The 25,649-nt window shown below is 37.3% G+C and carries 17 protein-coding genes; all 17 read left to right on the top strand.

Features of this window, described 5'->3' with window-relative positions:
- Positions 1–761: 761 nt before the first annotated feature.
- The 17 genes from J4G36_RS14975 to J4G36_RS14895 all read left to right on the top strand — a co-directional run bounded on the left by J4G36_RS14975 (position 762) and on the right by J4G36_RS14895 (position 25,643).
- Positions 762–2,303 carry a 5'-nucleotidase C-terminal domain-containing protein gene (locus J4G36_RS14975; RefSeq protein ID WP_210471299.1) on the top strand — a complete coding sequence of 514 codons (1,542 nt, stop codon included), beginning with the start codon at positions 762–764 and terminating at the stop codon, positions 2,301–2,303.
- A gap of 74 nt (positions 2,304–2,377) precedes the next feature.
- Complete coding sequence (locus tag J4G36_RS14970) at positions 2,378–7,240, top strand: endonuclease (protein ID WP_210471218.1); 4,863 nt, start codon at positions 2,378–2,380, stop codon at positions 7,238–7,240.
- Between the two features lie 265 nt (positions 7,241–7,505).
- On the top strand, positions 7,506–8,408 hold the full coding sequence (locus J4G36_RS14965) for a cation diffusion facilitator family transporter (RefSeq protein ID WP_210471217.1): 903 nt from the start codon (positions 7,506–7,508) through the stop codon (positions 8,406–8,408).
- Between the two features lie 202 nt (positions 8,409–8,610).
- The gene (locus J4G36_RS18765) at positions 8,611–11,196 is read left to right on the top strand and encodes a LuxR C-terminal-related transcriptional regulator (protein ID WP_210471216.1); all 2,586 of its coding nucleotides are present in this window, start codon (positions 8,611–8,613) and stop codon (positions 11,194–11,196) included.
- 282 nt (positions 11,197–11,478) lie between these two features.
- Positions 11,479–12,132, top strand: coding sequence for a sugar transferase (locus tag J4G36_RS14955; RefSeq protein WP_210471215.1), 654 nt, complete (start codon positions 11,479–11,481; stop codon positions 12,130–12,132).
- A 39-nt stretch (positions 12,133–12,171) separates the two neighbouring features.
- On the top strand, positions 12,172–13,527 hold the full coding sequence (locus J4G36_RS14950) for a tyrosine-protein kinase domain-containing protein (RefSeq protein ID WP_210471214.1): 1,356 nt from the start codon (positions 12,172–12,174) through the stop codon (positions 13,525–13,527).
- A gap of 31 nt (positions 13,528–13,558) precedes the next feature.
- Positions 13,559–14,296 carry a CpsB/CapC family capsule biosynthesis tyrosine phosphatase gene (locus tag J4G36_RS14945; protein ID WP_210471213.1) on the top strand — a complete coding sequence of 246 codons (738 nt, stop codon included), beginning with the start codon at positions 13,559–13,561 and terminating at the stop codon, positions 14,294–14,296.
- Between the two features lie 51 nt (positions 14,297–14,347).
- Complete coding sequence (locus J4G36_RS14940; RefSeq protein ID WP_210471212.1) at positions 14,348–15,511, top strand: O-antigen ligase family protein; 1,164 nt, start codon at positions 14,348–14,350, stop codon at positions 15,509–15,511.
- An 11-nt stretch (positions 15,512–15,522) separates the two neighbouring features.
- The gene (locus J4G36_RS14935) at positions 15,523–16,659 is read left to right on the top strand and encodes a glycosyltransferase family 4 protein (protein WP_210471210.1); all 1,137 of its coding nucleotides are present in this window, start codon (positions 15,523–15,525) and stop codon (positions 16,657–16,659) included.
- Between the two features lie 13 nt (positions 16,660–16,672).
- Positions 16,673–17,608, top strand: coding sequence for an NAD-dependent epimerase/dehydratase family protein (locus tag J4G36_RS14930; protein WP_210471208.1), 936 nt, complete (start codon positions 16,673–16,675; stop codon positions 17,606–17,608).
- Between the two features lie 115 nt (positions 17,609–17,723).
- Positions 17,724–18,659, top strand: a complete 936-nt coding sequence (locus J4G36_RS14925; protein WP_246880647.1) for a glycosyltransferase — start codon at positions 17,724–17,726, stop codon at positions 18,657–18,659.
- 33 nt (positions 18,660–18,692) lie between these two features.
- The gene (locus J4G36_RS14920; protein ID WP_210471204.1) at positions 18,693–20,186 is read left to right on the top strand and encodes a lipopolysaccharide biosynthesis protein; all 1,494 of its coding nucleotides are present in this window, start codon (positions 18,693–18,695) and stop codon (positions 20,184–20,186) included.
- 10 nt (positions 20,187–20,196) lie between these two features.
- Positions 20,197–21,231, top strand: coding sequence for an ATP-grasp domain-containing protein (locus tag J4G36_RS14915; RefSeq protein ID WP_210471202.1), 1,035 nt, complete (start codon positions 20,197–20,199; stop codon positions 21,229–21,231).
- Between the two features lie 30 nt (positions 21,232–21,261).
- Complete coding sequence (locus tag J4G36_RS14910) at positions 21,262–22,425, top strand: DegT/DnrJ/EryC1/StrS family aminotransferase (protein WP_210471196.1); 1,164 nt, start codon at positions 21,262–21,264, stop codon at positions 22,423–22,425.
- Complete coding sequence (gene rfbA / locus J4G36_RS14905) at positions 22,422–23,318, top strand: glucose-1-phosphate thymidylyltransferase RfbA (RefSeq protein WP_210471194.1); 897 nt, start codon at positions 22,422–22,424, stop codon at positions 23,316–23,318. Before J4G36_RS14910 ends, rfbA begins: the two co-directional genes overlap by 4 nt.
- 38 nt (positions 23,319–23,356) lie before the next feature.
- Complete coding sequence (rfbB, locus tag J4G36_RS14900; RefSeq protein ID WP_210471193.1) at positions 23,357–24,379, top strand: dTDP-glucose 4,6-dehydratase; 1,023 nt, start codon at positions 23,357–23,359, stop codon at positions 24,377–24,379.
- Positions 24,363–25,643 carry a type III PLP-dependent enzyme domain-containing protein gene (locus J4G36_RS14895; RefSeq protein WP_368668793.1) on the top strand — a complete coding sequence of 427 codons (1,281 nt, stop codon included), beginning with the start codon at positions 24,363–24,365 and terminating at the stop codon, positions 25,641–25,643. Before rfbB ends, J4G36_RS14895 begins: the two co-directional genes overlap by 17 nt.
- Positions 25,644–25,649: the final 6 nt, after the last annotated feature.

Here is a 25,649-nt window from a genome sequence, read left to right as displayed (position 1 = left end):
TATAATGGGACCGTTTTTTGTAGTCCAGTAAGTAGTTGCCCTGTTTATTCTGACCTAATTTTATTCGCGCAAATTTGAAATCCCGTTTACTTTGTCCTAAGACTAAAGTTGCTGACTCCTCTGAAGATTTAAAAAATTGGATTGACAAACAATTTGTCGGTATTTATACTAGACTTGATTGGACAAGTATTAGAATAATAAATTAAGCCTAATTCATGGGAGGGGGGTTACCGCAATCTGGTAATCTCGGAATAATCGTTCTGGCAAATAACAAAAAAGGGAGTGCTTACTGAATGCGTACAAGTAGATGGAAAAAAAGTTCAAATCTAATATTGTCAGCAAGTTTAGCAGTTAGTCTATTATTAACTGGGATACCGTCTACAACTGGAGCTACGACGACCTCATCAGCAGAAACGGAATTCGAAAAAGTATATGATTTAAAGAATTATAAAACTGGAAAGTTAATGATACACGACTCAAGTGCATCGATTACACTCCATTCATCGTCAACAATAAAGAATGGTGTTGTATTCACGGGCAATTATGCATCGTTTTTTGGTGATGGATTCAAAAAAACCTCCGTTACGATTAAACCCAAAAAAGCAGGGACGATTGTTGACTTTAATGGGATTGAAATGTCGAAAGTGATTATTGAAAGAAATAATGTATCTGAAATTAGAGGCGCTGGAAACGTTCAACAGATTGAATATGTAAAGGGTGCGAACCCAGATGCGATTAAGTTTCCGTTTGATCTATCTATTATGCATACCAATGATACACATGGACATTTAGATAATGTAGCAAAACGGGTTACAGCAGTAAAGGAAGTACGGGCAGAAAAACCAAATGCGCTTCTTCTTGATGCGGGAGATGTCTTTTCGGGAACATTGTATTTCAATGAGTTTCATGGAATGGCAGACTTACAATTTATGAACTTAATGGGTTATGATGCGATGACATTTGGTAATCATGAATTTGATTTAGGTTCATCACAAGAAGGACATCAAGCATTAGTAGACTTTATTGAAGCGGCCAGGTTCCCATTTGTCAGTTCGAATGTGGATTTTTCAGGAGACGATAAATTTACGGGCTTATTCAGTGATTTAATCTCAAGTGAACCAGAAGAAGGGAGAATCTACAACGGAATCATTAAGGAGATTAATGGAGAAAAAGTGGGGATCTTTGGGCTAACAACCGCCGATACAGCCGACATTTCAAGTCCAGATGCTGTGACTTTTAGCGACTATATTGAAGAAGCTGAAAGAGCTGTCGCTGCATTTGAAAGCCAAGGCGTGGACAAGATTATTGCTGTGACACATATTGGTTACGATGATAACCCGGCAGTTGATAATGATTTGATTTTAGCTGCAACAGTTGCTGGAATTGATGTGATTGTTGGCGGTCATAGTCATTCACAATTAAATGAGCCTATAGTCATTGACCGAGATGAAACTGGCGCAACAAAGGATCCAACACTCATTGTCCAAGCCTTTCAATACAGTCAGTTTCTAGGAACCTTAGATGTTGAGTTTGATAAAGAGGGCGTCATCACTGACTTTAATGGGGAATTAATCCCTGTCGATGAAAAAGTTGCAGATCCCGAAGCTGCCGCTATGTTAAAGGTATACTCGGATAGAGTAGAAGAAGTTTCAAATACAGAAACTGGTGCAATAGCAGAAAGTAAATTAGAAAATCCACGATCGAGTGGTGATAATACATTACCAAGTGTTCGCAAAAATGAAACGCCATTAGGTAACTTGATTACAGATGGGATGCTATCAAAAGCGAAAACGTATAATCCTAATGTAATCATGGCATTACAAAACGGTGGTGGGATACGGACTTCAATTGACGCGGGTCCAATTACGGTTGGAGAAGTAATTTCTGTCCTTCCATTTGGCAATACGTTAGCAACGATGGACCTAACGGGAGCTGAATTAAAAGAAGCGTTTGAAATTAGTTTCCGAGACTACCCACGCGAAAATGGCGGTTTCTTACATGTATCAGGTGCAAAAATAACATTTGATTCAGGGAAGCCTGTTGGTGAGCGTGTTGTTTCCATATCCTATAAAAATGAAGATGGCACTTACACAGAAATTAGTGATCATGAGACTTATGCCATCGCGACAAATGCATTTACCGCTAAAGGTGGAGACGGCTACACAGTTTTTGCAAGCGCATATGAAGCAGGTCGAGTAACAGATTTAGGTCTAAGTGATTGGGAAAACTTTGCTGAACATCTAAGTAGTTTAGGAAATATTAATCCAACAGTTGAAGGTCGAATTATCGACGTGGCCGAATAAGGTGGATAATGGGACAGGCATAAGTCTGTCCCATTTTATTTTTCATAAAAAACCTAAAAAGGAGAGCTGACTTCATGCATAAGAGAAATTGGAAAAAAAGGCTGAGTTCCATCCTAGTCATCGCGCTAATCATGAATTTATTACTCCCAGCATTACCAGAGGTCGTGAGCGCCGAGACGACAAAACCGAGTGATTTAATTATTTCTGAATATATCGAAGGAAGTAGCTTTAACAAGGCAATCGAGATTTATAATGGCACAGGTCAGGAAATCGATTTGAGCAACTATACAGTGGAACTTTATGCAAATGGCGCAACTTCAACGACTGCAAAATTAACACTAGAAAGCACACTGGCAGATGGTGAGACTTACGTCATCCATCATACGCAAGCTAATGATGAAATAAAAAGCAAAGGGAATCTGGCTAACTCGAGCGTCATTAATTTTAATGGTGATGATGCGTTAGTTCTTAAAAAGACCAACCAAGTGATTGACTCAATTGGACAAGTTGGCACGCGAGTTGAAAATTTAAAAGATGTCACCTTAGTGAGAAACAGCAATATCACAACAGGGGATAAGATTATTGATGATGCATTTGAACCAGCTGTGGAATGGACGGCATTCCCAAGTGATGATGCTTCCAATTTAGGAACTCATAACATGGATGGCGTCACACCTGAAAATCCTGATGAAGAAACCATCACGATTGCCGATGCGCGTACACAGGCAACTGGCGTAGTGAAAGTAAAAGGAATTGTCACAGCAAAATTAAAAAATACAATTCATTTTCAAGATGAAACGGCAGCACTAGCCATTTATCCTAGCTCACTTAATGTGCAACTAGGCGACGAAATTACTGTATCAGGAACGTTATCAGCACATAACGGCCTTTTACAATTAATAGATGTGACACTTGATGGAAATGGGAATCCGGTAGGCGTGCCGGAAGCTACTACTTTCACAGGCGCACAGCTTAATGAAGAAAATGAATCGAAACTTGCAACGGTAAACGGGGTAACGCTTACAGCGGTTCAAGAGGGAAATGGCTGGGCGAATTATACAGCTACGGACGGAACTGAATTTCTCGTACGAGATGAAACGGCAACACTCAACCTTACTACCGGTAACGCCTATGATTCTATCACAGGAATCGTTCAGGAATTTAACGGTGCCTATCAACTAATTCCGAGAAACCGAGCGGATATCGTAGCTGATGCATCAGCTGTCCAGGCTGTAACTGCAACACCGGCGTCAGGTATGATTCCAACGGGAACCGAAGTAACACTTTCTACAGCTACTAGCGGAGCAACGATATACTTTACGACAAATGGTGATCAACCATCCGAATCTAGTCAGAAATATTGCGCGCCAATTGTCGTTGAGCAAGATATGGTCATCAAAGCAATTGCAGTAAAAGATGGACTAAAGGCTAGTAATATGACCGAATTCACCTACACTGTTTTCGATGAAGAAGCAGGTATGCAAATTCATCATATTCAAGGGGAGTCACATGAATCACCACTAGAAAATACGTTTGTTAACGACATCCAAGGTGTAGTGACGTATACGTATAAAATAGGTAGCGGAAACTATTTTCACTTCCAAACACCGGATAATCTAGCGGATGACAATGAAAACACGTCTGAAGGGTTGGTCGTATTTACAGGAAACAAGAAAGCAAATGTCAATATTGGTGATTTAGTCAGCGTTTCTGGAACTGTTGAAGAATTTCATATCGACGGCTACTTCAATACGAAACAAGCTACCGATTTATCAGTTACACAAATTAATGCAAGAGATGATCGTGGTGGAATCATTGAAACGGTGAAGAGCAATGTCGCACTCCCAGCACCCATCTTGATTAATGAAGATAACCTTCCAACTGAAGTGATTGATAATGATAGCTTCGAACAATTTGATCCGGAAGAAGATGCGATTGATTTTTGGGAAAGCTTAGAGGGGATGCTTGTCGAAGTTGGCACAGTTAAGGCTGTTGCCCCACAAGAACATGGTGATTTAATCACTGTGCTTGAATCTAGGGAAACCAATACGCTTCATGGCGGTGTTAAATTAACAGAGGAAACAGCAAACCCAGACCGAATCCAGTTTAAATTACATGATAATAACCAAGCAAGAGATTTCGAAGTAGCAACAGGCGATATTTTTGAAGGCCCAATTACAGGCGTTGTGAATTACGGCTTCCAAAACTTTAAAATTTATGCTGATTTAGCAGATATGCAAGCGAAATTCGTCAAAGGTGAGGCAACACCAGAAACAACGACAATTGTTAAAGAAGAGGATAAGCTAACGATTGCTTCTTATAACTTAGAGAATTTCTCGAATAACCCCACGTCAACTTCAGACGATAAAGCTAGAAAGTTAGCCAGAGCATTTGCATCAGATATGCAAAATCCTGATATCATTGGCGTGACTGAAGTCCAAGATAATAATGGCCAAGATGCTGGAGACGCGCAGGCGAATGAAAGCTATGAACGATTGATCGAGACAATAGTTGATGCTGGCGGCGTAAGGTATGAATACGCCAATATTGATCCGGTAAATAATGCGGATGGTGGAGCACCCAATGCGAATATCCGTGTTGGTATCCTATACAATCCAGACCGTGTCAGCTTGACGGAAGGTATACCCGCAGGTGATGCAACAACAGCAGTTGGCTATGAAAACGGGAGATTAACGCATAATCCAGGTCGAATTGATCCGAATAATGCAGCATTTAATAATAGCCGTAAACCATTAGCAGCGCAATTTGACTTTCAAGGTGAAAATGTAATTGTCATCGCTAACCACTGGAATTCGAAATCTGGTGATACACCGTTATTTGGTTCTACACAACCGCCTATTTATGGAAGTGAAGTACAGCGTAAGCAAATTGCAACGGTTGTCTCTGATTTTATAGCAGAGATTAAAACAGAAAATCCGAATGAAAATATTGTTTCTGTTGGTGACTTCAATGATTTTCAGTTCACCGAAGCACTGAAAATCCATGAAGGCGATCATATGACAAATATGATTCACAAAGTCGATGAGCAAGATCGTTACACCTATCTTTTCCAAGGGAATTCACAAGTGCTCGATCATATTTTAGTGTCGAACAATTTAGTGGAAGAAACGGAAATTGATATACTTCATATTAATGCGGATTTTACCGACATGGCTGGACGTGCAAGTGATCATGACCCAGTGATGGTGAAGGTTGGCTTACATGGTGAGGAGTCAGAGAATCCAGAAGAACCGGCGCCAATTACACCAGAGAAAATATACGATTTTACAAACATGGAAGCACATGAGCTGATTCTTCACGATCGGAGCGTCTCTGTCAAGCTTGATGCAAATTCGAAGATTAAAAAAGGAATTACGGTTACCGGCGAATATGCGGAATTCCATGGGGATGGGTTTAAGAAAACTGACGTCACAATCAAACCTAAAAAAGCTGGAGCAATCATTGATTTCAAAGGGACGGTAATATCAAAAGTAACCGTTGAAGGTAAAAATGTCTCTGAGCTAAGAGGCGTAGAAAATATTAAAAAGATTAAATATAAAAAAGGCGCCGATCCAGACAAGATAATAATAACGGATACGAATGGTTTGCCAATTGGTTCTGTTATAACACCAGAGAAAAATGTGGATTATGGGAACGTGAATACAGGTAAATTAAATATTCATGATAAATCTATTGCAGTCACCCTTGGTGCAAAAGCAAATGTGAAAAATGGTGTCGTATTTACTGGCGAGTACGCGGAATTTTATGGAGAGGGTTTCAAGAATAATACGTTAACAATCAAACCCAAAAAGTCTGGTGCCATTATTGATTTCAAAGGAACTGAAATGTCGAAGGTCACCATTGAAGGCAAAAATGTAGCAGAGCTAAGAGGAACGGAAAATGTTCAAAAGTTCGACTATAAGAAAGGCGCAGATCCAGATAAGATTAAATTCCCTAGTATACCGGAAAATCAAGCGCCAGTATTGAAGAAGTCTATTGAAAATCAAAAGGTAACCGATGGAGAAAATATTGAATTAAAGTTATCAGATTACTTTTCTGATCCGGATGGAGATGCACTCACATTTTCATCAACAAAAGGAACAGTTAATCAGGAGAGTACAATACTCACCCTTCAACTTGAGGTAGGTAGTCACATTGTTTCAGTTACAGCAACTGATGGCACCAACAGTATTACTGAAGCATTCAGTGTAACGGTTGAGGAAGCTGAAGTTGAAGAGCCACCAGTGGATGATTATTATGCAGATGCGATTGGTAAAAAGGGTGAAATATTAAAATCAACCTTACATGAGATTATTGATGATCATCAGCAACTCTCCTACAGTGAAGTATGGGATGCCTTGAAAGTCACGGATGAAGACCCAAATAATCCGAATAACGTCATTCTCCTTTATTCAGGAGACTCACGTTCGAAAAATCTCAATGGCGGCGCAGTCGGTGACTGGAACCGGGAGCATACTTGGGCAAAATCACATGGGAATTTTGGAACAAGTAAAGGACCAGGGACGGATATTCATCATCTCCGACCAACCGATGTCCAAGTCAATAGCGCTCGAGGAAACCTTGATTTCGACAATGGCGGGACTGCCAACGTAAAGAATTGTGCAGAATGTAAGCGTGATGGTGATTCATGGGAGCCACCTAATGATGTGAAAGGTGACGTAGCAAGAATGCTGTTTTACATGGCTGTCCGCTATGAAGCAGGCGACAAGGTAGACTTAGAGCTAAATGACCAAGTCAATAATGGAAGCAATCCCTATCACGGAAAACTATCTGTTTTACTCGAATGGCATGAACAGGATCCCGTCAGTGAATGGGAATTGAATCGCAACGAAAAAATCGAAGAAATCCAAGGCAATCGCAATCCATTTATCGATTATCCAGAATGGGCAAATGATATTTGGGGCGAAGGGGCATAGAAAATAAACGCTGAGGAAAAGCGCAGTTCCTGTAATGGGGACTGCGGTTTTTAATTGTGGTTTTTTAGCTGAAACTGTCCCTGAAATCTTGCTCCCTCATTAAAACAATGATATGATTTGTTAACCGCTAAACAAAGTGAGTGATGAAAATGATTGCCCAAATATTTTCCACAAAACTTTATATTTTGAAACCCAAAAACCTAGACTGAAATCAGTCTAGGTTTTTTGTTTCCTAGGGGAAAGATTATTTTGGAGGTGTGTATTTATGAGCCGAAAACCGATTGAGAATGCCCCGATAATTGCAGTATGGATCAGTTTAATTAGCAATATTATATTAACCATCCTTAAGATTGTCGTAGGTACAATTTTTCATAGCCCGGTTCTTCTTGCTGACGGCTATCATAATGCCGGCGACGTTGTAGCAAGCGCCGCAGCTTTAACATCCATGCGCATTTCCAAACGACCAGCTGATGATGACCATCCTTATGGACATGGGAAAGCTGAAGTCATAAGTTCTGCCATTGTGGCAATTATTCTAGGTGTGGCAGCAATTTATATTGCTTACGAGTCAATCTCGGCCTTTTTTAATGAACCGGAAAAAGCGAGCATAATCGCATTTATAACGGCTGTTGTTTCTCTTGTGTGGAAACAAGTCTTATACGTATACACGATTCGAATTGGAAAGAAAGCGAATAGCAAGGGGTTAATAGCCACTGCGTATGATCATCTCGCGGATGTATATGCTTCACTAGCGGCCGTATTGGGGATTGGCCTGGCACTTATTGGAGATTATTATCACATTAAAATACTTGCGTACGGAGATCCGATTGCGGGCATCATAGTCACCGTTTTAGTTTTCAAGCTGGCCTATGTAATCGGAAAAGAAGCGTTAGACACACTCATGGAGAAAAGCGTTAGCCCGGAAAGGTTAGCTGATTTTACGACTTTAATTAGCTCTATTCCAGAGGTCAAACGTATAGATCGTCTACGGGCTAGAGAACATGGTCACTATGTCTTGGTAGATTTGCGTGTAGGCGTTCACGGTGAATTAACAGTCCAAGAAGGCCATGATATTATCCGCAAAATTAAACAAGCGATAAAGGAAAATAACCATGATGTGGATGAAGTTCTTATTCACTTGAATCCTTGGTACGATGAAGGGGAATAATTGACGTAGCAAAACGATCTCATGCTAGAATGGGATCGTTTTTTTGTTTTGATGAAAATGATTCATGTCCGTTTATCAACCTTATACTTTAGTGGGGTTGACTATTCTGAAAAAATAGTATAAAAGTAAGTAGAGGGACTATTGTCATTACTTGGAAATATATATAACAAAAAATTCCTATAGCTACAAAAGGGGGAGTATTATGTCACAGTTAGTTCCAAAGCAACCAAAACTGTTTAATTCGGAAGCCATTTCGGGATTACTCCACAGGGAACGACTCCTTAAATTACTAGACTCGTGTATCGATAAGAAGCTAGCAATTGTCTGCGCACCCGCCGGATATGGAAAAACAACACTTCTTAAACAATGGGCGGAACGGTTCATCGGCCAAACCGCGTGGATTTCCTTGGATCACCTTGACAATGATCCCATACGTTTTTGGAAAAGCATCGCGAAAGCAATTGGTCAGACATTGCAAACTGATTTGTATGAACGACTACTTCCACTATTAACCACACAACCGAGACTTCCAGTTAAACTATTTGTTGACTTAATTAGTACTGAAATTGGCAGTAGCAACACAACAATTCAACTTATCCTCGATGATTATCAAATAATTACCCAATCGACCATTCATCGCTCGATTGCACGATTGATTGAACATCGCCAGAAAAACTTCCGGCTTATTATCGCAAGTCAAAATCAATTACCGCTTCCACTGATTCGTTGGAAAGCAGATTCAATTGTTCAAGAAATCAATAGTATCCAATTAAAGTTTTCGTATAAGGAAACAGTCCAATATTTAGCCATGAATTCAAAACATATTTTGGATTTAAATACTCAACATAATATCTTTAAGAAAACAGAAGGATGGGCAATGGGTATCAAGTTATTTACGAAAGTATCTGAAAAGAAAACGTTAGAAGAGCTAATTAGTGATGGCAAGCATCCGTATGCATCCGATTATTTATTTCATGAATTTATCGTAGGACTCTCATACCAAGAAATGAATGTTTTATTAAAAACTTCTATATTAAAGATACTCGAACCTGATATCTGTCGAGCGTTATCTGATGACAAGGATGCGGCTACTGTTCTTTCTTCACTTGTAAATAGAGGGTACTTTATTGGTAAATTGGATGAAGAAAGAAGGGTTACTCAATATCATCACATGTTTCGTGATTTTTTACTCCAAGAACTTCGTCTTCGTCATTCTAAAAAAGAAGTGACTCGATTGTTTTCAAAAGCTGCGGACGAACAGTACAAACGAGGTGACTTTGTTTACGCCATTGATTTGGCCATGCAAGGAAATCTTTTTGACCAAGCATTGAAATGGATAGAAGTACATGCTGTCGACGTTCTTAATCTAGGCTATACAGAAACTTTCAAGAGTTGGATAGATTTATTGCTTAAGAAACAGCAACAACCGAGTATTGGAACACTCGCATTATTTGCACTTGCCCATGCGCTGTTACAAGATTTTGGGCGTGCATTACTCATAATAGAACAATTGGAAAAGCGGCATGAAAAAGACCAATGGATGGATAATATAGAATACAACAATGAAGCGGCGGATGTTCTGGGGATTAAAGCTTATGCTTTACTAGTTGGACAAAACAATATCAACACCTCGATGCGGTTAATGTTGAAGCAACTAAAGCGAGCTGCAAACGATTCCAGCTTCAATAGAATCCCAATCCGTTACAATGTATTGAGTTTGACGCTGTTACACACAAAGATTGGCGGTAGGGGTAAACTTTATTCTGAAGAAGTAGAAAAGGTTTTCGTAAATAATTTTCATTCAACAGATTATAAACAATTGATTGTGGCGGGCTATTATTTCGGCGTGCACGCTGAAAAGTTAGTGGAATGGAATCGAGTTGAAGAGGCTCACCTTGTCATAAAAGAGGCCATAAAAATTGGGCGAGGTTTTCGAGATCCCGGGATAGTGGTTCCAATGTTTATATTGAAGTGTCGAATAGAAATGACGAAACAAAATTATCCAGAAGCACAAAGCTACTTGGAGAAAGCCAAATCTTATGCGGCAAGTCAAGTTGAATCTCACTGGGTTGAAATCATTCAAATTATGGAGGCAATGATCTATATTCAACAAGATAAGCTTGCGAAAGCTGAAATGAAACTAAACATGTCAGTCACGAACGAATACATTGGAGGGATTGGAAACGAATATTGGTGGTTTGTCTATGTTCGATTACTGATTAAGAAGAAAGACTATGAACTAGGCTTACAATACATTACACAACTAAGAACAGCTGCATATGAAGATGAACAAATTACTTTAATAATAGAGGCCTCGCTATTGGAAGCAATTCTGCATAAATTGAACGGAAATAATAGACAAGCACTCGATTTGTTAAATGAAGCATTAAAGCTCGGGAGTCGTTACGGATATATTAGTGTGTATCTTAGAGAGCGTGAGATTTATCCATTAATGAAAGTATATAGCAAACTACGAAAAGAACGTCATATTCCATCCTGGAGCACAACGCCATTAGAATACGTTGAAAATATAATAAGTATTTTTAAGAAAGAGCAGACTGCATTGGGATTGAACGACGAAAAAAAGAACCCGCTACAGGGCCTTACACCTCGTGAAATTGAAGTCTTGAAATTATTAACAACCGGTTTGTCGAACCAAAAGATTGCCGCCGAGTTGTTTTTATCGCCGGGAACAGTTCGAATCTATCTATCTAATATTTATGCAAAATTACAAGTGAAATCGAGAACACAAGCCGTAATAATTGCCAATGAAAACGAATTAAACTGAATAGGTTGAAATTACTGACGTTCGTCAATAGTAACCGTCTTTTATATTCTATATGATAAAGCTACTATAGCTGGTCATATGAAAAAAGACCGAGTTTCTTTGACGAATTTTTTTATTCGCCCCAATAAATGTAGATGTTATAAACAAACTAAAATCTTGATAGATTGCATGTATATGTACATTGAAGTATGGAGAAGATAATCCCAGATAGATAGTTTGTACTAACTTTAGGCATCTTTGAATATTGTGTGTAGAACAGAGAATATTCATTTGGAGGTTATTATGGAAAAAATACACTACGCAAGAGAAAGAGAAAAAGCGCAGGTAAGTCTTTATATTTTATGTAAAAGGATAATTGATATCGTTGTAAGTTTTATTTTACTCCTTTGTTTAAGTCCTTTTTTGTTGTTGTTTTCGATTGCTATTCTCATTTTTTCCGGAAGACCTATTTTTTTTAAACAAAATAGGACGGGTAAAAATAATCAACCTTTCACAATATGGAAATTTAGAACGATGAAAAAATGTCCAAACCCCGAGAAGGCCCATAATTATCAGTGGCTGGACGGAGTGCCAAATGATTTCGTATTTGAAACACCAAAGCAACAAAAAATTACGAAGATCGGAAAGATTTATCGAAAGCTTAGTATCGATGAACTACCGCAATTGTTTAATGTTTTGCGGGGGGATATGAGTTTAATCGGTCCCCGACCTGAAATTCCTGAAATTACGCAATTATATACCCGGTACCAAGCCGTGAGATTAAAAGTAAAGCCAGGCTTGACAGGGTACGCACAAACAAACGGCCGTTCCGTCATTAATCACGGCATGAAGATTGAGTATGATCTCTACTATATTGAGAATCAATCTTTTTGGTTAGATGTAAAAATATTCTTTAAAACAATTGGACTGGTCATTTTGGGGAAAGGGGCTTGGTGAAATGGGAAAAATCAAACAGAAATTCCGAGGTAGTTTGTCATGAAGAGAACGATGGAAATGAAAGATTTGGTGAAGGCTATCAAAAAGCATATGAAAGTTGTTATCATAATTATACTATTTTTAACAATTTGTGGTGGCGTCATAGGCTATTTGATCCCGCCAACCTACGAAGCGGAGACGGATTTACTTGTTAACTCCACAACAGGAAATACCGAGAATACATCCGCGGTTATGAGTGAAATTGAAACGAATTTACGATTGATTGAAACTTATAAACAGATTATGAAAAGCGATCATATGATTGGCAAAGTGAATGCGGCCCTAGGAGATTCTTATACAAAAGCAACGATCGCGGCACAGGTGAAAATTGATGTCGGTAATGGGTCTCAAATTATTAAAATTACGGCTACTGAGAAAACTCCAGAAAAAGCATCTGCACTGGCAAATGTCTATGCCACAACATTTCAAGATGAAATTATGACACTTATGAAACTTGATAATATAACTATCTTGAATGATGTTAAGCCGGAGGTAGACACCAAAAAGATTGAACTCTCCTTACCATTTTATATTGTAATATCATTTATTGGCGCTACATTAATTTGTCTATCAGTAGTTATTGTAAGGGAAGTTTACTTTCCGTTTCTGGATTCAAAGCAAAAAGTGGAAGAGACACTTGAAACACCTTTTCTAGGAACAATAGTTGCACCTACAAGTAGATGGAAGAAATTAAAAAATATTAAAAAAGGTCAAGAACATATAACTGATATGCAATTTTTCCGAGCAGAGGATGAAGACTTCAGTAAATTAGCTGCGAATATTCATTATTTAACAAAGCAAAAAAGTGTGAAGACAATCATGGTGACAAGTTTAGAAGTAGGTGATGGAAAGACATTCATTGGTTGTAATTTAGCTGCGAAATTGGCATTGAATGGACAAAAAACACTATTTATTGACGCTAATCTTCGTGGATCAGATTCAAGAAAAAGGTTTAATTTACCGGACAGAAAAGGCCTTACATCGATTATTTCCGGCTATTATGAAAAAAATCAAGTGATTCAAGATACAAGTACTGATAATCTGTCATTTTTAAGTACAGGCCCACTACCACCAAATCCAGCGCAATTTCTACAGTCAAAAAAGATGACTAAAATGTTGGATGAATTAAAAGAACAATTTGATGTCATTATTATTGACACGCCAGCTTTAACAAAAGCCGATACGATTAGTTTGTTGCCGTCAGTAGATGGTTGTATATATGTTGCTGACGCTTCCAAAACTCATGAAGAAAAAGCATTTCAAAGTTTAGAGTCTATTAAAAAAGTTGGCGGCGCAATTTTGGGAGTCGTAATAAACAGTAAAGTGAAGGCTTCTAATAGAATTGTGCATTTCTAGAGAAAGGTTGTGTAAAGAAATGTTAGTAGATATGCATAGTCAATTAGTGCGGTTGTCGGCGAATCGTTATGACAACGATGAAGAAACAATTCGAATTTTAAAGTCGGCTGCAGCCGACGGAATCACACATATGATTGCAACCCCGCTCTATCAATACGATAGCTTACCAAATAGTGAGATGACAATAGGTAATCGTGTCAATAATATCAACACAAAGTTAAATCATTTGCAGATCCCTGTAACCGTGTTTGAGGGAATGGAAATTGTTCTATATGAAAAGATTGCTCAAGATATCAAACTGAATTTATTGCCATTAGCTGGTAGCAATAAATATGTATTCATAAGTTTTCAAGCCCGCCAAGTTCCATCTTTCGCATTAAATGTCTTTTTTGAAATGCAACTGATGGGATACATTCCAATCATATCTAATGTGGAACAAAATATAGATTTACTTTATAACTATGAAAAAGTCCGTGAGTTTGTGGACAAAGGCGCACTTATTCATGTTGGGGCTGCAAGTATATTAGGTATGAATGGTAGAAGAACACGTAATAAGGCATTAAAGCTTTGTCGGAAAGGTCTTGTCCAATTGGTGTCTTCAGCCTCCCATGAATCGAAAACTAGACCATCCTTGTTAAAGCCGGCTTACGAATATTTAGAAAAGAAATTATCGCCCAGATCGGTGGACTACTTTATCAGGAATGCTGAGAGTGTAGTTAGTGGAACTGATTTTCATATACAAAATCCTATTACCTTTCGAAAGACATAGAACAACTGATTGATTATTTCATTTAACCGGGGACTGATGGAGTGAGAGAAAATGACGGATAATATAAGAAAGAAAGTTGCAAACTACTTATTTCTTGCAATGATTGTTAGTTCCTTTGTTCTCTTTGAACCAGCGCCCTATGATTTACTAATGATTTTATTTATAATCGCAGGTTTCTTATTTTCATTTTATAAATTCACAAAAAGTACTTTTATTCCATTACTAACAATCTGTATTTTTCTAGTTAGCAATGTACTTTCACTATTTTTTATAGAAAAAATTGGGGTTTCCTATTTATTTACGGGAATTACTTTTTATCTTGCCTTGACTTGGGTTGCTTTCGTCGGAGTGGGGCAATATTTAAGGCACGAAAATGTTCAATGGATAATAAAAGGATATCTAATATCAGCTTGTATATCTGCAGGTATTGGAATTCTCGCATATTTACAAGTGCTGCCGAACGAAGATCTATTTTTAATGTACGGCAGGGCAAAAGCATTATTTAAAGATCCGAATGTATTCGGACCATTTCTGGTTATGCCAGCTTTGTTTGCGATAGCTATGACCGAATCGCGTGAAGCAACTACCTTCAAGAAAATGGTATACTTTTTATCTTTTTTAGTATTAACAACAGGAATTGTAGTTAGTTTTTCCAGAGCGGCTTGGGGAAATTATGCGATTTCACTTTTACTTTTTCTCTTTATATTAAAAAGGGAATTTATTAAAAAAAGAATTAAAACATTTACATTGCTATTGTTGGTTGGAATTCCAGCCTTAATTTATTTTATCCAAACACCAATAGTTGAAGATTTAATCGTTTCTAGATTGAGTTACCAAAACTATGATAATGATCGATTTGATACACAAAGAGCTGCATTTACTACTGGATTACTGAATCCTTTTGGTGTTGGATCGGGTCAATCGGATAGTGTTTTCCAGTATTCCCCACATAGTTTATACGCTAGAGTATTCACAGAAAACGGCGTAGTAGGATTTCTCTCCCTCGTTGTTTTAGTTCTAATCAGTATTATCAAGGCATATCAAAGTTATTGGGCATCAAAAGATGAAGATGGAAATATATATTTAGTTATTTTTGCTGCACTAATCGGTTTAGCCTTTAATAGTTTATTTGTTGACACATTACATTGGCGAAACTTTTGGTTCTTGCTTGCATTGGCGTGGGTTCCGATTGGTAGTCAAGTAAACAGAAACTAAGTCAGATTGGAGTGCTTACTATAAAAATTGTCCAAGTCATTACTCAAATGGATACTGTTGGAGGGGCACAAATACATGTAAGGGACCTTTCTGTTGGTTTAGCAAATTCTGGCCATGAAGTATATTTAGTAGCCGGTGGTACTAAGAATATTCATTCTGTTATCGAAGCAAAAAATATTGATGTTATATATAGTCACTCGTTAATCCGTAAATTGAATATCAAATCAGATATTAAAGCAATAATTGAATTACGAAAAATACTAAAAGAAATACAACCGGACCTGGTCGCAACGCATTCATCTAAGGCTGGAATTGTTGGGAGAATTGCAGGATGGTCGTTACGAATACCAACTGTGTTTACGGCGCATGGTTGGTCTTTTACGGACGGTGTTCCTGCACCAAAGAAAAGTATGTATAAGTTTTTCGAAAAAGTAATCGGGCTGATTTCTGATGGGGTGATTGCCGTATCTGAGTATGACCGTGAATTAGCGATAAAACACAAAGTTCTTCCAGAGCATAAGGTTCATACAATTCATAACGGCGTTCACGATCAGAATGTGAAAGAAGCAATGGTTTATCCCAAGGAAACACCGACTATTATTATGGTTGCAAGATTTGCAGCGCCAAAAAGACAATTGCAATTATTAAAAGCCTTAAACCAATTACGGCATATTCAGTGGAAAGTAAGTTTTGCAGGCGATGGACCTTTACTTCATGAAGCTAAGGAATTTGTTAAGCAAGCAAATCTATGTGACAGAGTGGAGTTTTTAGGAAACAGGGATGATATAACGGAGTTACTGCATAAATCAAGTATATTCGCACTGTTATCAGACTGGGAGGGCCTTCCCTTAAGTATTCTTGAAGCTATGAGATGCGGGTTACCAATACTAGCATCTAACGTTGGTGGCGTAAAAGAAACAGTTTATGATTCGAAGAACGGTTATGTGGTGTCGAAAAATGATCAAGATGAATTGGTTAAGAAATTGACATTATTACTAACAAGTACTTCATTAAGATTGGAAATGGGGAGAAAGGGTCGATTATTATTTGAAGAAAATTTCACATTTGAAAAAATGTACAACGAAACGGATAGTTTTTACAAAGTAATTCTCTCTAATCAAGAAACGACAATACAAACAACATATTAAGGAGGCATAAAATTTGAAGGTATTAGTTACCGGAGGTGCTGGGTTTATTGGATCCCATGTAACCGAGGAATTATTAAAAAACAAGCTCCAAGTAGTTTCCGTAGATAATTGTGTCACTGGATTTCACGACAATGTTCCTTTAGGTGTAAATCTTTACAAAATGGATTTGAATGATCCGGAATTGGAATTTGTATTTAAAGATGAAAAACCAGATTATGTTATCCATTTAGCCGCCCAAGCATCCGTGATGGCTTCCATGAATGATCCATATTTGGACTTTTCCACTAACACAGCAGGAACTGTAAAACTCCTACAGTTGGTCAAAAAATACAATGTAAAGAAGTTTTTATTTGCCTCTACCGCAGCCGTTTATGGCGAACCTTCTTATTTACCAATTGATGAAGAACACTTAATACATGCACAATCTTTTTATGCGCTTTCAAAGTACTCCGCGGAAAATTATATAAAACATTATAGCCAATACAATGGCGTTGAAAGCTGCATACTTCGGTTTTCTAATGTATATGGTCCAAGACAAAACGAAAACGGTGAAGCGGGAGTTATATCAATCTTTATTAATCGACTTTTAGCCAACCAAAAAGTAAAAATTTATGATGGCAGCCAAACGCGGGACTTTATCTATGTGAAAGATGTTGCACACGCTTGCCAATTAGCATTACTAAGCGAAGTAAGTGGTGTTTTTAATATAAGTTCCTGTACTGAAACTGGCATTGAAGATTTGTATTTTAAAATTACTGAAGCAACGGGTATTCCCGCAATGCCTTCCTATGAACCGAGAAGAGTCGGTGAGATAGAAAAAAGCATACTAAACAATAGAAAAGCGCGTCAAGAACTTTCGTGGGATTTGAAATATACGTTGTTAGAAGGGTTATCGGAAACGATAAAGTATTACTCGGAAAAGCATGTGAAAACAAATATTCGAGTGTGAGTATAGATGTATTGAAAAGGAATGGGTGAATATACAAATGGGGATTTTAGTCAGTGTTAACTGTACGACATATAACCATGAGGATTATATTGCGGATGCAATTGAAAGTTTTTTAATGCAAAAAACAAACTTTGATTTTGAAATTCTGATTGGAGAAGATTGCAGCACCGATAATACAAAAAAGATTGTTGAAGGGTACGCTGAAAAGCATCCTGGGACAATTCGAATCATAACTTCTGAAAAGAATGTAGGGGCGAGGAAGAATTCAATTAGGCTTTTAGAAAATAGTAGAGGGAAATATATAGCGGAATGTGAAGGGGACGATTATTGGACTGACCCATATAAATTGCAAAAACAAGTAGATTATATGGTTGAACACCCGGACTGTAGTATGACTTTTCATGCATCTGAAATAATTAAAGCCCCCAACAAACAAGCAGCAGGAATTATAAAACCATATAAAACTAATGGAATTAGCCCAATTGAAGACACTATTCTTCGCGGAGGCGGATTTTTCTCTACAGGTTCTATGGTTTATCAAAAATCTTTTATGGAGAATCCACCAGACTTTTACCTGAATGCACCTATTGGCGATTACCCAATGCAAATGATACTTGCGAGTAAAGGTTATACCTATTATTTCAATGAAGTTATGTCGGCCTATAGAAGTGGGGTCAAAGGATCTTGGACTGACCGTATGACAAATAGTACTGATGTCAGGAAGAATGTGACCAATGTAAATGAAGGTATAATTGAACTTTTGGATGGTTTTAATTCGTACACGAATTACGAGTATCGTAATGAAATTGATAAGGTGAAGCTAAAACTAGAGTTTGAAGTACTTGTTCTGAAGCGAGAAGTTGCAGAACAAAAAGAATCGAAGTTCAATAATTATTCAAAGTTATATAGGTTAAAAGTGAAGACGAAAATATTTATTCGATGTAATTATCCAAACTACTTCATGAGGTTAGCGAATTATAAAGACGTGAAGTTTAACTTCGTAAAGCGGAAGCCTCATTCGTCAATAAAGAAAGAGATAAATATGAGATAGTTTTTTGATGTTAAAAACACTAGGAGAAATCATATGAAAGAATCTACATCGTTAAAACGGAAAACAATGGTTGGCTTGTTTTGGAGTTTTGTTGATCTATCAGCAAATCATGGAATCCAATTTATTATCCAGATTATTCTTGCGAGACTATTATTACCGGAACACTTCGGAGTTATCGGGATGATTATTGTATTTATCGCACTTTCCGAATCGATTGTAGACAGTGGTTTTACGCAAGCGTTGATACGCGATCAGGGAACAACTCAAGAGGATTATTCAACAGTATTTTACTTTAATTTACTGATAGCAATTTTGTTGTATATCATTCTTTATTTCTTAGCCCCAATAATAAGTGCATTTTTTCTAGAACCTGAATTAATAACAATAATAAGAACGCTTTCTGTCGTATTAATTATTAATTCATTGGGGATTATTCAAAAAGTGATGCTGGTAAAGAAAGTTGATTTTAAAACAATTACTAAAGTCAGCATTATTGCAGTGATTATATCCGGATCGATAACCATTATTTTTGCATTAATGGGTTTCGGTGTATGGAGCCTCGTGATCAATATCCTTTCTATGCAATTCTTACAAGTGACTCTTTTTTGGTTGTTTAACAGATGGATACCTTCGTTGAAATTCAACATCAAGTCATTCAAAAAGTTTTTCAAATTTGGCTATAAGCTTCTTTTGTCAGGGTTAATCGAAACATTTTACAATAATTTGTACTTCTTAATTATCGGCAGGATGTATTCGACGACACAATTAGGGTTTTATACAAATGCTATTAAAATTCGGGATCTAGCATCTCAATCTATTGCGGCAGCGGTTCAACGAGTATCATACCCAGTCCTTAGTAGCATTCAAGACGATGAAAGACGTTTGAAATCCGGATTCAGAAAAATTATACGAATGTCGGCATTTATTAATTTTCCATTATTGATTGGTTTAGCGGCAATTGCGGTACCGCTTTTTAGTCTGTTATTGGGAGATAAATGGCTTCCTTCTGTCGTATATTTCCAATTCCTTTGCTTAGCGGGTATGTTGTATCCTCTGCACGCAATTAACCTAAATATACTTCAAGTTAAAGGCAGATCAGATTTATTTTTAAGGCTAGAAATAATAAAAAAAGCGGTTTTGACGGTTCTTATCGCTTTGTCCTTGTGGCTCGGATTTGGAATTATGGGTTTGATCGGTGCAGCAGTAGCCAATTCCTATATTTCACTATTCATAAATACGTATTTTTCAGCTAGGGAAATAGCCTATTCAGCTATAGAGCAAATGAAAGATCTATTACCGGTATTTGTGTATTCAATCATCATGGGAGTTGCAGTTTTCCTATTAGGTGAAGCACTGCCGTTTAGCAACTTCATAATATTAAGTTGCCAAATTGTGTTTGGGATTGCGATTTATACAATCATTTGCAAACTTGCCAAAGTAGAAGAATTTGAAGCAATTTCTCAATTTCTAGTCGGATCTATATCTAGAGTCCGAGTAGCACTTTTATTAATTCTGAGAAAAATGTAGGAGGGAATAAATGAATATTCTATTGACTTCAGCTGGTAGAAGAGGCTACTTAGTGAACTATTTTAAGGAAGCCGTAGGAAACGCCGGAGAGATTCATGTTGCAAATAGTTCGCCGAATTCCCCCGCGATGAAAAATGGAGATCAATCTGTGGTTACGCCCTTAATCCATTCAGAAGATTACATTCCATTTTTACTCAAGTATTGTTTGGATCAAGATATTGATGCAATAATTCCCTTATTTGATATCGATTTACCAGTTCTTGCAAATCATATATCAAGATTTGATGAGATTGGCGTAAAGGTTATTGTGTCAAGGAAAGAAGTCATTACAATATGTAATGACAAATGGTTAACTTTTAATTATTTACAGCTGAATGGCTTCAAAACGCCGGAAACATTTCTTTCTGTAAACGATGCATTAGAAGCGTTAAGAAAAAATGTAGTTAGTTTTCCATTAATCATAAAGCCAAGATGGGGCATGGGGTCAATTTCAATTTTTGAAGTTGAAAATCGAAATGAATTGGAAGTTCTATTTAATAAGACGAAAAGAAACATCCTATCTACGTACCTTTCATTTGAATCACAGCAAAACATTGAGAATTGCGTAGTGATCCAAGAAAAATTAAAAGGGCAAGAATACGGTTTGGATGTAATCAATGATCTTAATGGAAATTACAAAGTAACGTGCATTAAGAAAAAGATTGCGATGCGCTCTGGTGAAACAGATCGTGCAGAAACGATTACGGATTCTCGTTTAAGTAGGATGGGTGAAAAGTTGAGCAATCAGTTAAAGCATATTGGAAATCTTGATGTAGATGCCTTTATTGTCAATGAGATTCCGTATGTTTTGGAAATGAACGCAAGATTTGGTGGGGGATATCCATTTAGTCATCTGGCGGGTGTGAATCTTCCAAAGGCGATTGTTATGTGGTTGAATGATGAATTTGTTTGTGACACATTATTGGCCGGAAAACCCGGGATTGTTGGTTATAAGAATATTGAAATTATTGATGATCAAAAAATAGCTTCTCTCATACTATCTTGAAAATAGTTGAAGTAGACGGAGGTTTATACGATGAATAATAATATTCGAGAATCGATCCATGTAACTAGACCATTACTGCCTACACTTGAAAAAATGCATGAAAAGTTAGCAGAAATATGGGGCAGCCAATGGATAACAAATAATGGTATTCAACATCAAAAATTGGAAAGCCAATTAACCGATTACCTAGGCGCAGAGAATTTATCATTATTTAACAACGGAACATTGGCTTTACTTTTAGGGTTAAAGGCATTAGAGCTTGAAGGTGAAGTGATTACAACTCCGTTTACTTTTCCGGCGACTGTACAAGCACTTGATTGGAATGGTTTGACGCCGGTCTTTTGCGATATAGAACCAGAAACACTGACAATAGACGCAACAAAGATTGAAGCTTTAATAACAGAAAAAACGAGCGCTATTCTTGGTGTGCATGTTTTTGGGAATCCATGTGATGTCCTGGCGATTCAAACAATCGCTGATAAGTATAATTTGAAAGTTATTTACGATGGCGCTCACTCATTTGGAGCTGAAATAGCGGGAAAACCAATTAGCAACTTTGGAGATATGACGATGTTTAGTTTCCATGCGACAAAATTATTTAATACGGTCGAAGGTGGCGCACTAGTTTTCAAAGACAAAAGTTTAAAACAGATACTCGACCAGCTAAAGAATTTTGGTATCGCCAATCAAGAAGAAGTCCTGTTGTCCGGGTTAAACGCTAAGATGAATGAAATTCAGGCGGCTGTGGGCATCGAAGTACTGAAACTAGTGGAAGTTGAAAGATTGGCAAGGCATAAAATCAAAAAACAGTATGAATTGAGATTAGCAAAACTCCCCGGGATTAGGGTATTAACCACTCTCGAAGGTGTAGAAAGTAGTTATCAATATTTTGTAATTGAAATCGATGAAGGTGAGTTCGGTCATTCAAGAGATACCATTCATGAAAAGTTAAAAGGATATTCTGTTTTCACACGAAAATACTTTTATCCATTATGTAGTGATTTCCATTGGTATTCGCATCTTGCTTCTGCACGACCTCAAAATTTACCACAAGCACAGAAGACTGTTAATGAAGTTCTAGCAATGCCTTTTTATGGCGGGCTAGACATTGAAATCGTAAATCATATTTGTGAAATTCTTGAGGAGCTATCTACTACCAAAAATGTTACTTCAAAAAGGATGATAACGATATGAAAGGAATCATATTAGCTGGGGGATCGGGAACTCGCTTATACCCACTAACGAAATCGATTTCGAAACAGATGTTGCCGGTGTTTGATAAGCCTATGATTTACTATCCGTTATCTGTATTAATGCTCGCTGGCATAAAAGAAATTTTAATTATTTCAACTCCAAGAGATATTGTTGCGTTTCAAGATTTATTGGGAGATGGCAGCAAAATGGGGATTGAATTGCACTATGAAATTCAATACGAACCCAGCGGACTTGCAGAGGCATTTATCGTTGGAGAAGAATTCATCGGAGATTCTACCGTTGCGCTTGTACTTGGGGATAATATTTTTTATGGATCTGATTTTGGGAATCGTGTACAAAAGGCAGCCTTACTTGAGTCCGGCGCAACGATATTCGGTTGTTTCGTTAGAGATCCACAAGCTTATGGGGTTGTAGAAGTAGATGAGAATTATCATGCAATATCAATTGAAGAAAAACCGGTAAAACCAAAATCTTCTTATGCTGTTCCAGGTTTATATTTCTTTGATAACCGCGTTGTTGATTTTGCGAAACAAGTACGGCCCTCCTCCCGTGGAGAAGTAGAAATTACCTGTGTCATTAATGAATATCTCCAACGCAGTGAACTTAAAGTGGAAATTATGGGAAGAGGATTAGCCTGGTTAGATACGGGGACTCATGAGTCTTTACTGGAAGCATCAAACTTTGTTGAAGCGATTCAAAAACGGCAGGGGCTATATGTATCTTGTATAGAAGAAATTGCATACCGGAGAGATTATATTTCTAAAGAACAATTATTGCAGCTTGCGAAGCCGTTAATGAAAACAGATTACGGAAAATATTTAGTAGAAGTTGCTAAATCCAAAAAATCATTTAGTTCATTCGCATATAGCTGACGTATGCAAAGGGACTATGTCAATGGGAAGGGGTCATTATGAATATATTAGTCACTGGTGGCGCTGGATTTATCGGAGCCAATTTCATTCGCTATATGCTTTCAACTTACAATTACACGATTGTCAATCTTGATCAATTGACTTATGCGGGAAATTTGAACAATTTGAACGATATTGCACATAAACCTAATTATCATTTTGTGCACGGAAATATTAATGATAAAGAGTTAGTTAATCAAATATTCCATGACTATGACATTCAAACTGTCATTAATTTCGCTGCAGAGTCGCATGTAGACCGAAGCATTGAAAATCCGTCAATCTTTTTTGAAACAAACGTGCTTGGAACGGAGAATTTACTCGAAGTGTCAAAGAGTCATTGGAAGGTCAATTCACTGAATCCCAATTGCCGTGAATATAAAACTGGTGTCAAATTTATACAAATATCTACGGACGAAGTATACGGAACATTGGGAGAAGAGGGCTTTTTCACTGAGGAGACAAACCTTGCGCCAAATAGTCCCTATTCAGCTTCCAAAGCATCTGCAGATATGATTGTTAGAGCTTATAACGCAACGTTTGGGATCCCTGTATTGATAACCAGATGTTCAAATAATTATGGCCCTTACCAATACCCTGAGAAATTAATCCCACTGATTATAGAACGAGCACTGAAAAACGAACCAATTCCGATTTACGGCGATGGAAACCAGGTACGAGATTGGCTCTATGTTGAAGATCATTGTTTGGCGATAGATAGGGTCCTTCACAAAGGCGAAATAGGAGAAGTTTATAATATAGGCGGAAATAATGAAAAGAAAAATATTGAAATCGTGAAAATAATATTAGCTCTGCTGCAAAAGAATGAAAGTTTAATTGAATTTGTGGAGGATCGTCTAGGCCACGATCAAAGATATGCCATTGATAATTCAAAAATTAGTAGGGAACTGGAATGGACGCCTGCTTTTACATTTGAACAAGGTATTGAAAAAACGATTGAATGGTATTTGGCGAATAAAGCATGGATGGAGTCGATTAAGATTGGTGATAAAATTTCCTAGTAGTAAGGATAACTTGTCGCACCAAGAAATTCTTAACTCACTTAGGGAGTTATATGGAGAAGCTTTCTATGTTTTTGACATAGAGCAGTTAAGAAAAAATTATTCGAGTCTATTTACATCCTTCAAAAGCAGATATGACAAAATAACCGTTGGATATTCATATAAAACGAATTATGTGCCGGCATTGATTAAGGAATTATCGTCATTGGGTGCATATGCTGAAGTTGTTTCTAGATTGGAATATGATCTTGCCCTTAAGATAGGGGTAAATTCTGAAGATATTATTTTTAATGGACCCTTTAAAAAGTATGAGGATATAGCATTGGCTTTGGATGGGAACAGTATTATTAATTTGGATTCTTTTTACGAGATTGGAAAAGTGAAAAGATATTTAAACGAAAATCCACAAAGCCAAGTCAAAGTAGGATTACGTGTTAGTTTTGATTTAACTGTCGATGGAGATAATCCGCTTCAAAATAAATATGAGCAAAGTCGGTTTGGCTTTTGTGTGGAAAATGGAAGTTTTGAAAACGCGATATCCGAGTTGCAAAGTGAGCCCAATATTAAAATAGTTGGATTACACGGCCATTTCTCTACAAGCACGAGAAGTGTGAACGTCTATAGGAAAATAACGCAAAAACTATGCGATCTCGCAAAGATGTATGTAGCCGATACACTTGAATATATTGATGTCGGCGGAGGCTTCTATGGGAATGTTCCAAAGTCTATCAGTACTCAGGATGTGCCTTCGTTTGATGATTATGCCAATGCAATTTGTTCAATAATGAATAAAGAGAAAGTGCATTTTACAGAGGATCCATTATTGATTATTGAGCCAGGCTTAGCTTTAGTCGTTGATACATTTAAGTTTTATTGTGTCGTCATGGATGTGAAGAAAAATCAAAATGACTATTTTGTTCTTGTAAAAGGAAGCGTTCATAATATCAAACCGACGATGCATACGAAAAATATGCCAATGGCTCATGTGAAAAAAAGTACGGGGATTTATCAACATGAGAAGTTCAATGTCGTTGGGTACACATGTATGGAAAAAGATTATTTGGCTATTGATCATGCAGGAGATTTGCCGGTACCAGGTGACTTTTTAATATTCAATAATGTCGGTGCCTACACGATTGTTTTTGATCCTCCTTTTATTAAGGAAAGGCCGCCTATTATCGTGCAGGATGGAAAAAAGTTTGAATTGGCAAGAAAAAGGGAGAAATTAAACGACATTATCAATGATGAATTATATGTGTTTTAAAATTTG

The sequence above is a fragment of the Sporosarcina sp. 6E9 genome, from assembly GCF_017921835.1.
Lineage (GTDB): Bacteria > Bacillota > Bacilli > Bacillales_A > Planococcaceae > Sporosarcina.
The sequence above is the reverse complement of the archived record's forward strand: the minus strand, read 5'-3'. Positions and strand labels throughout refer to the sequence as shown.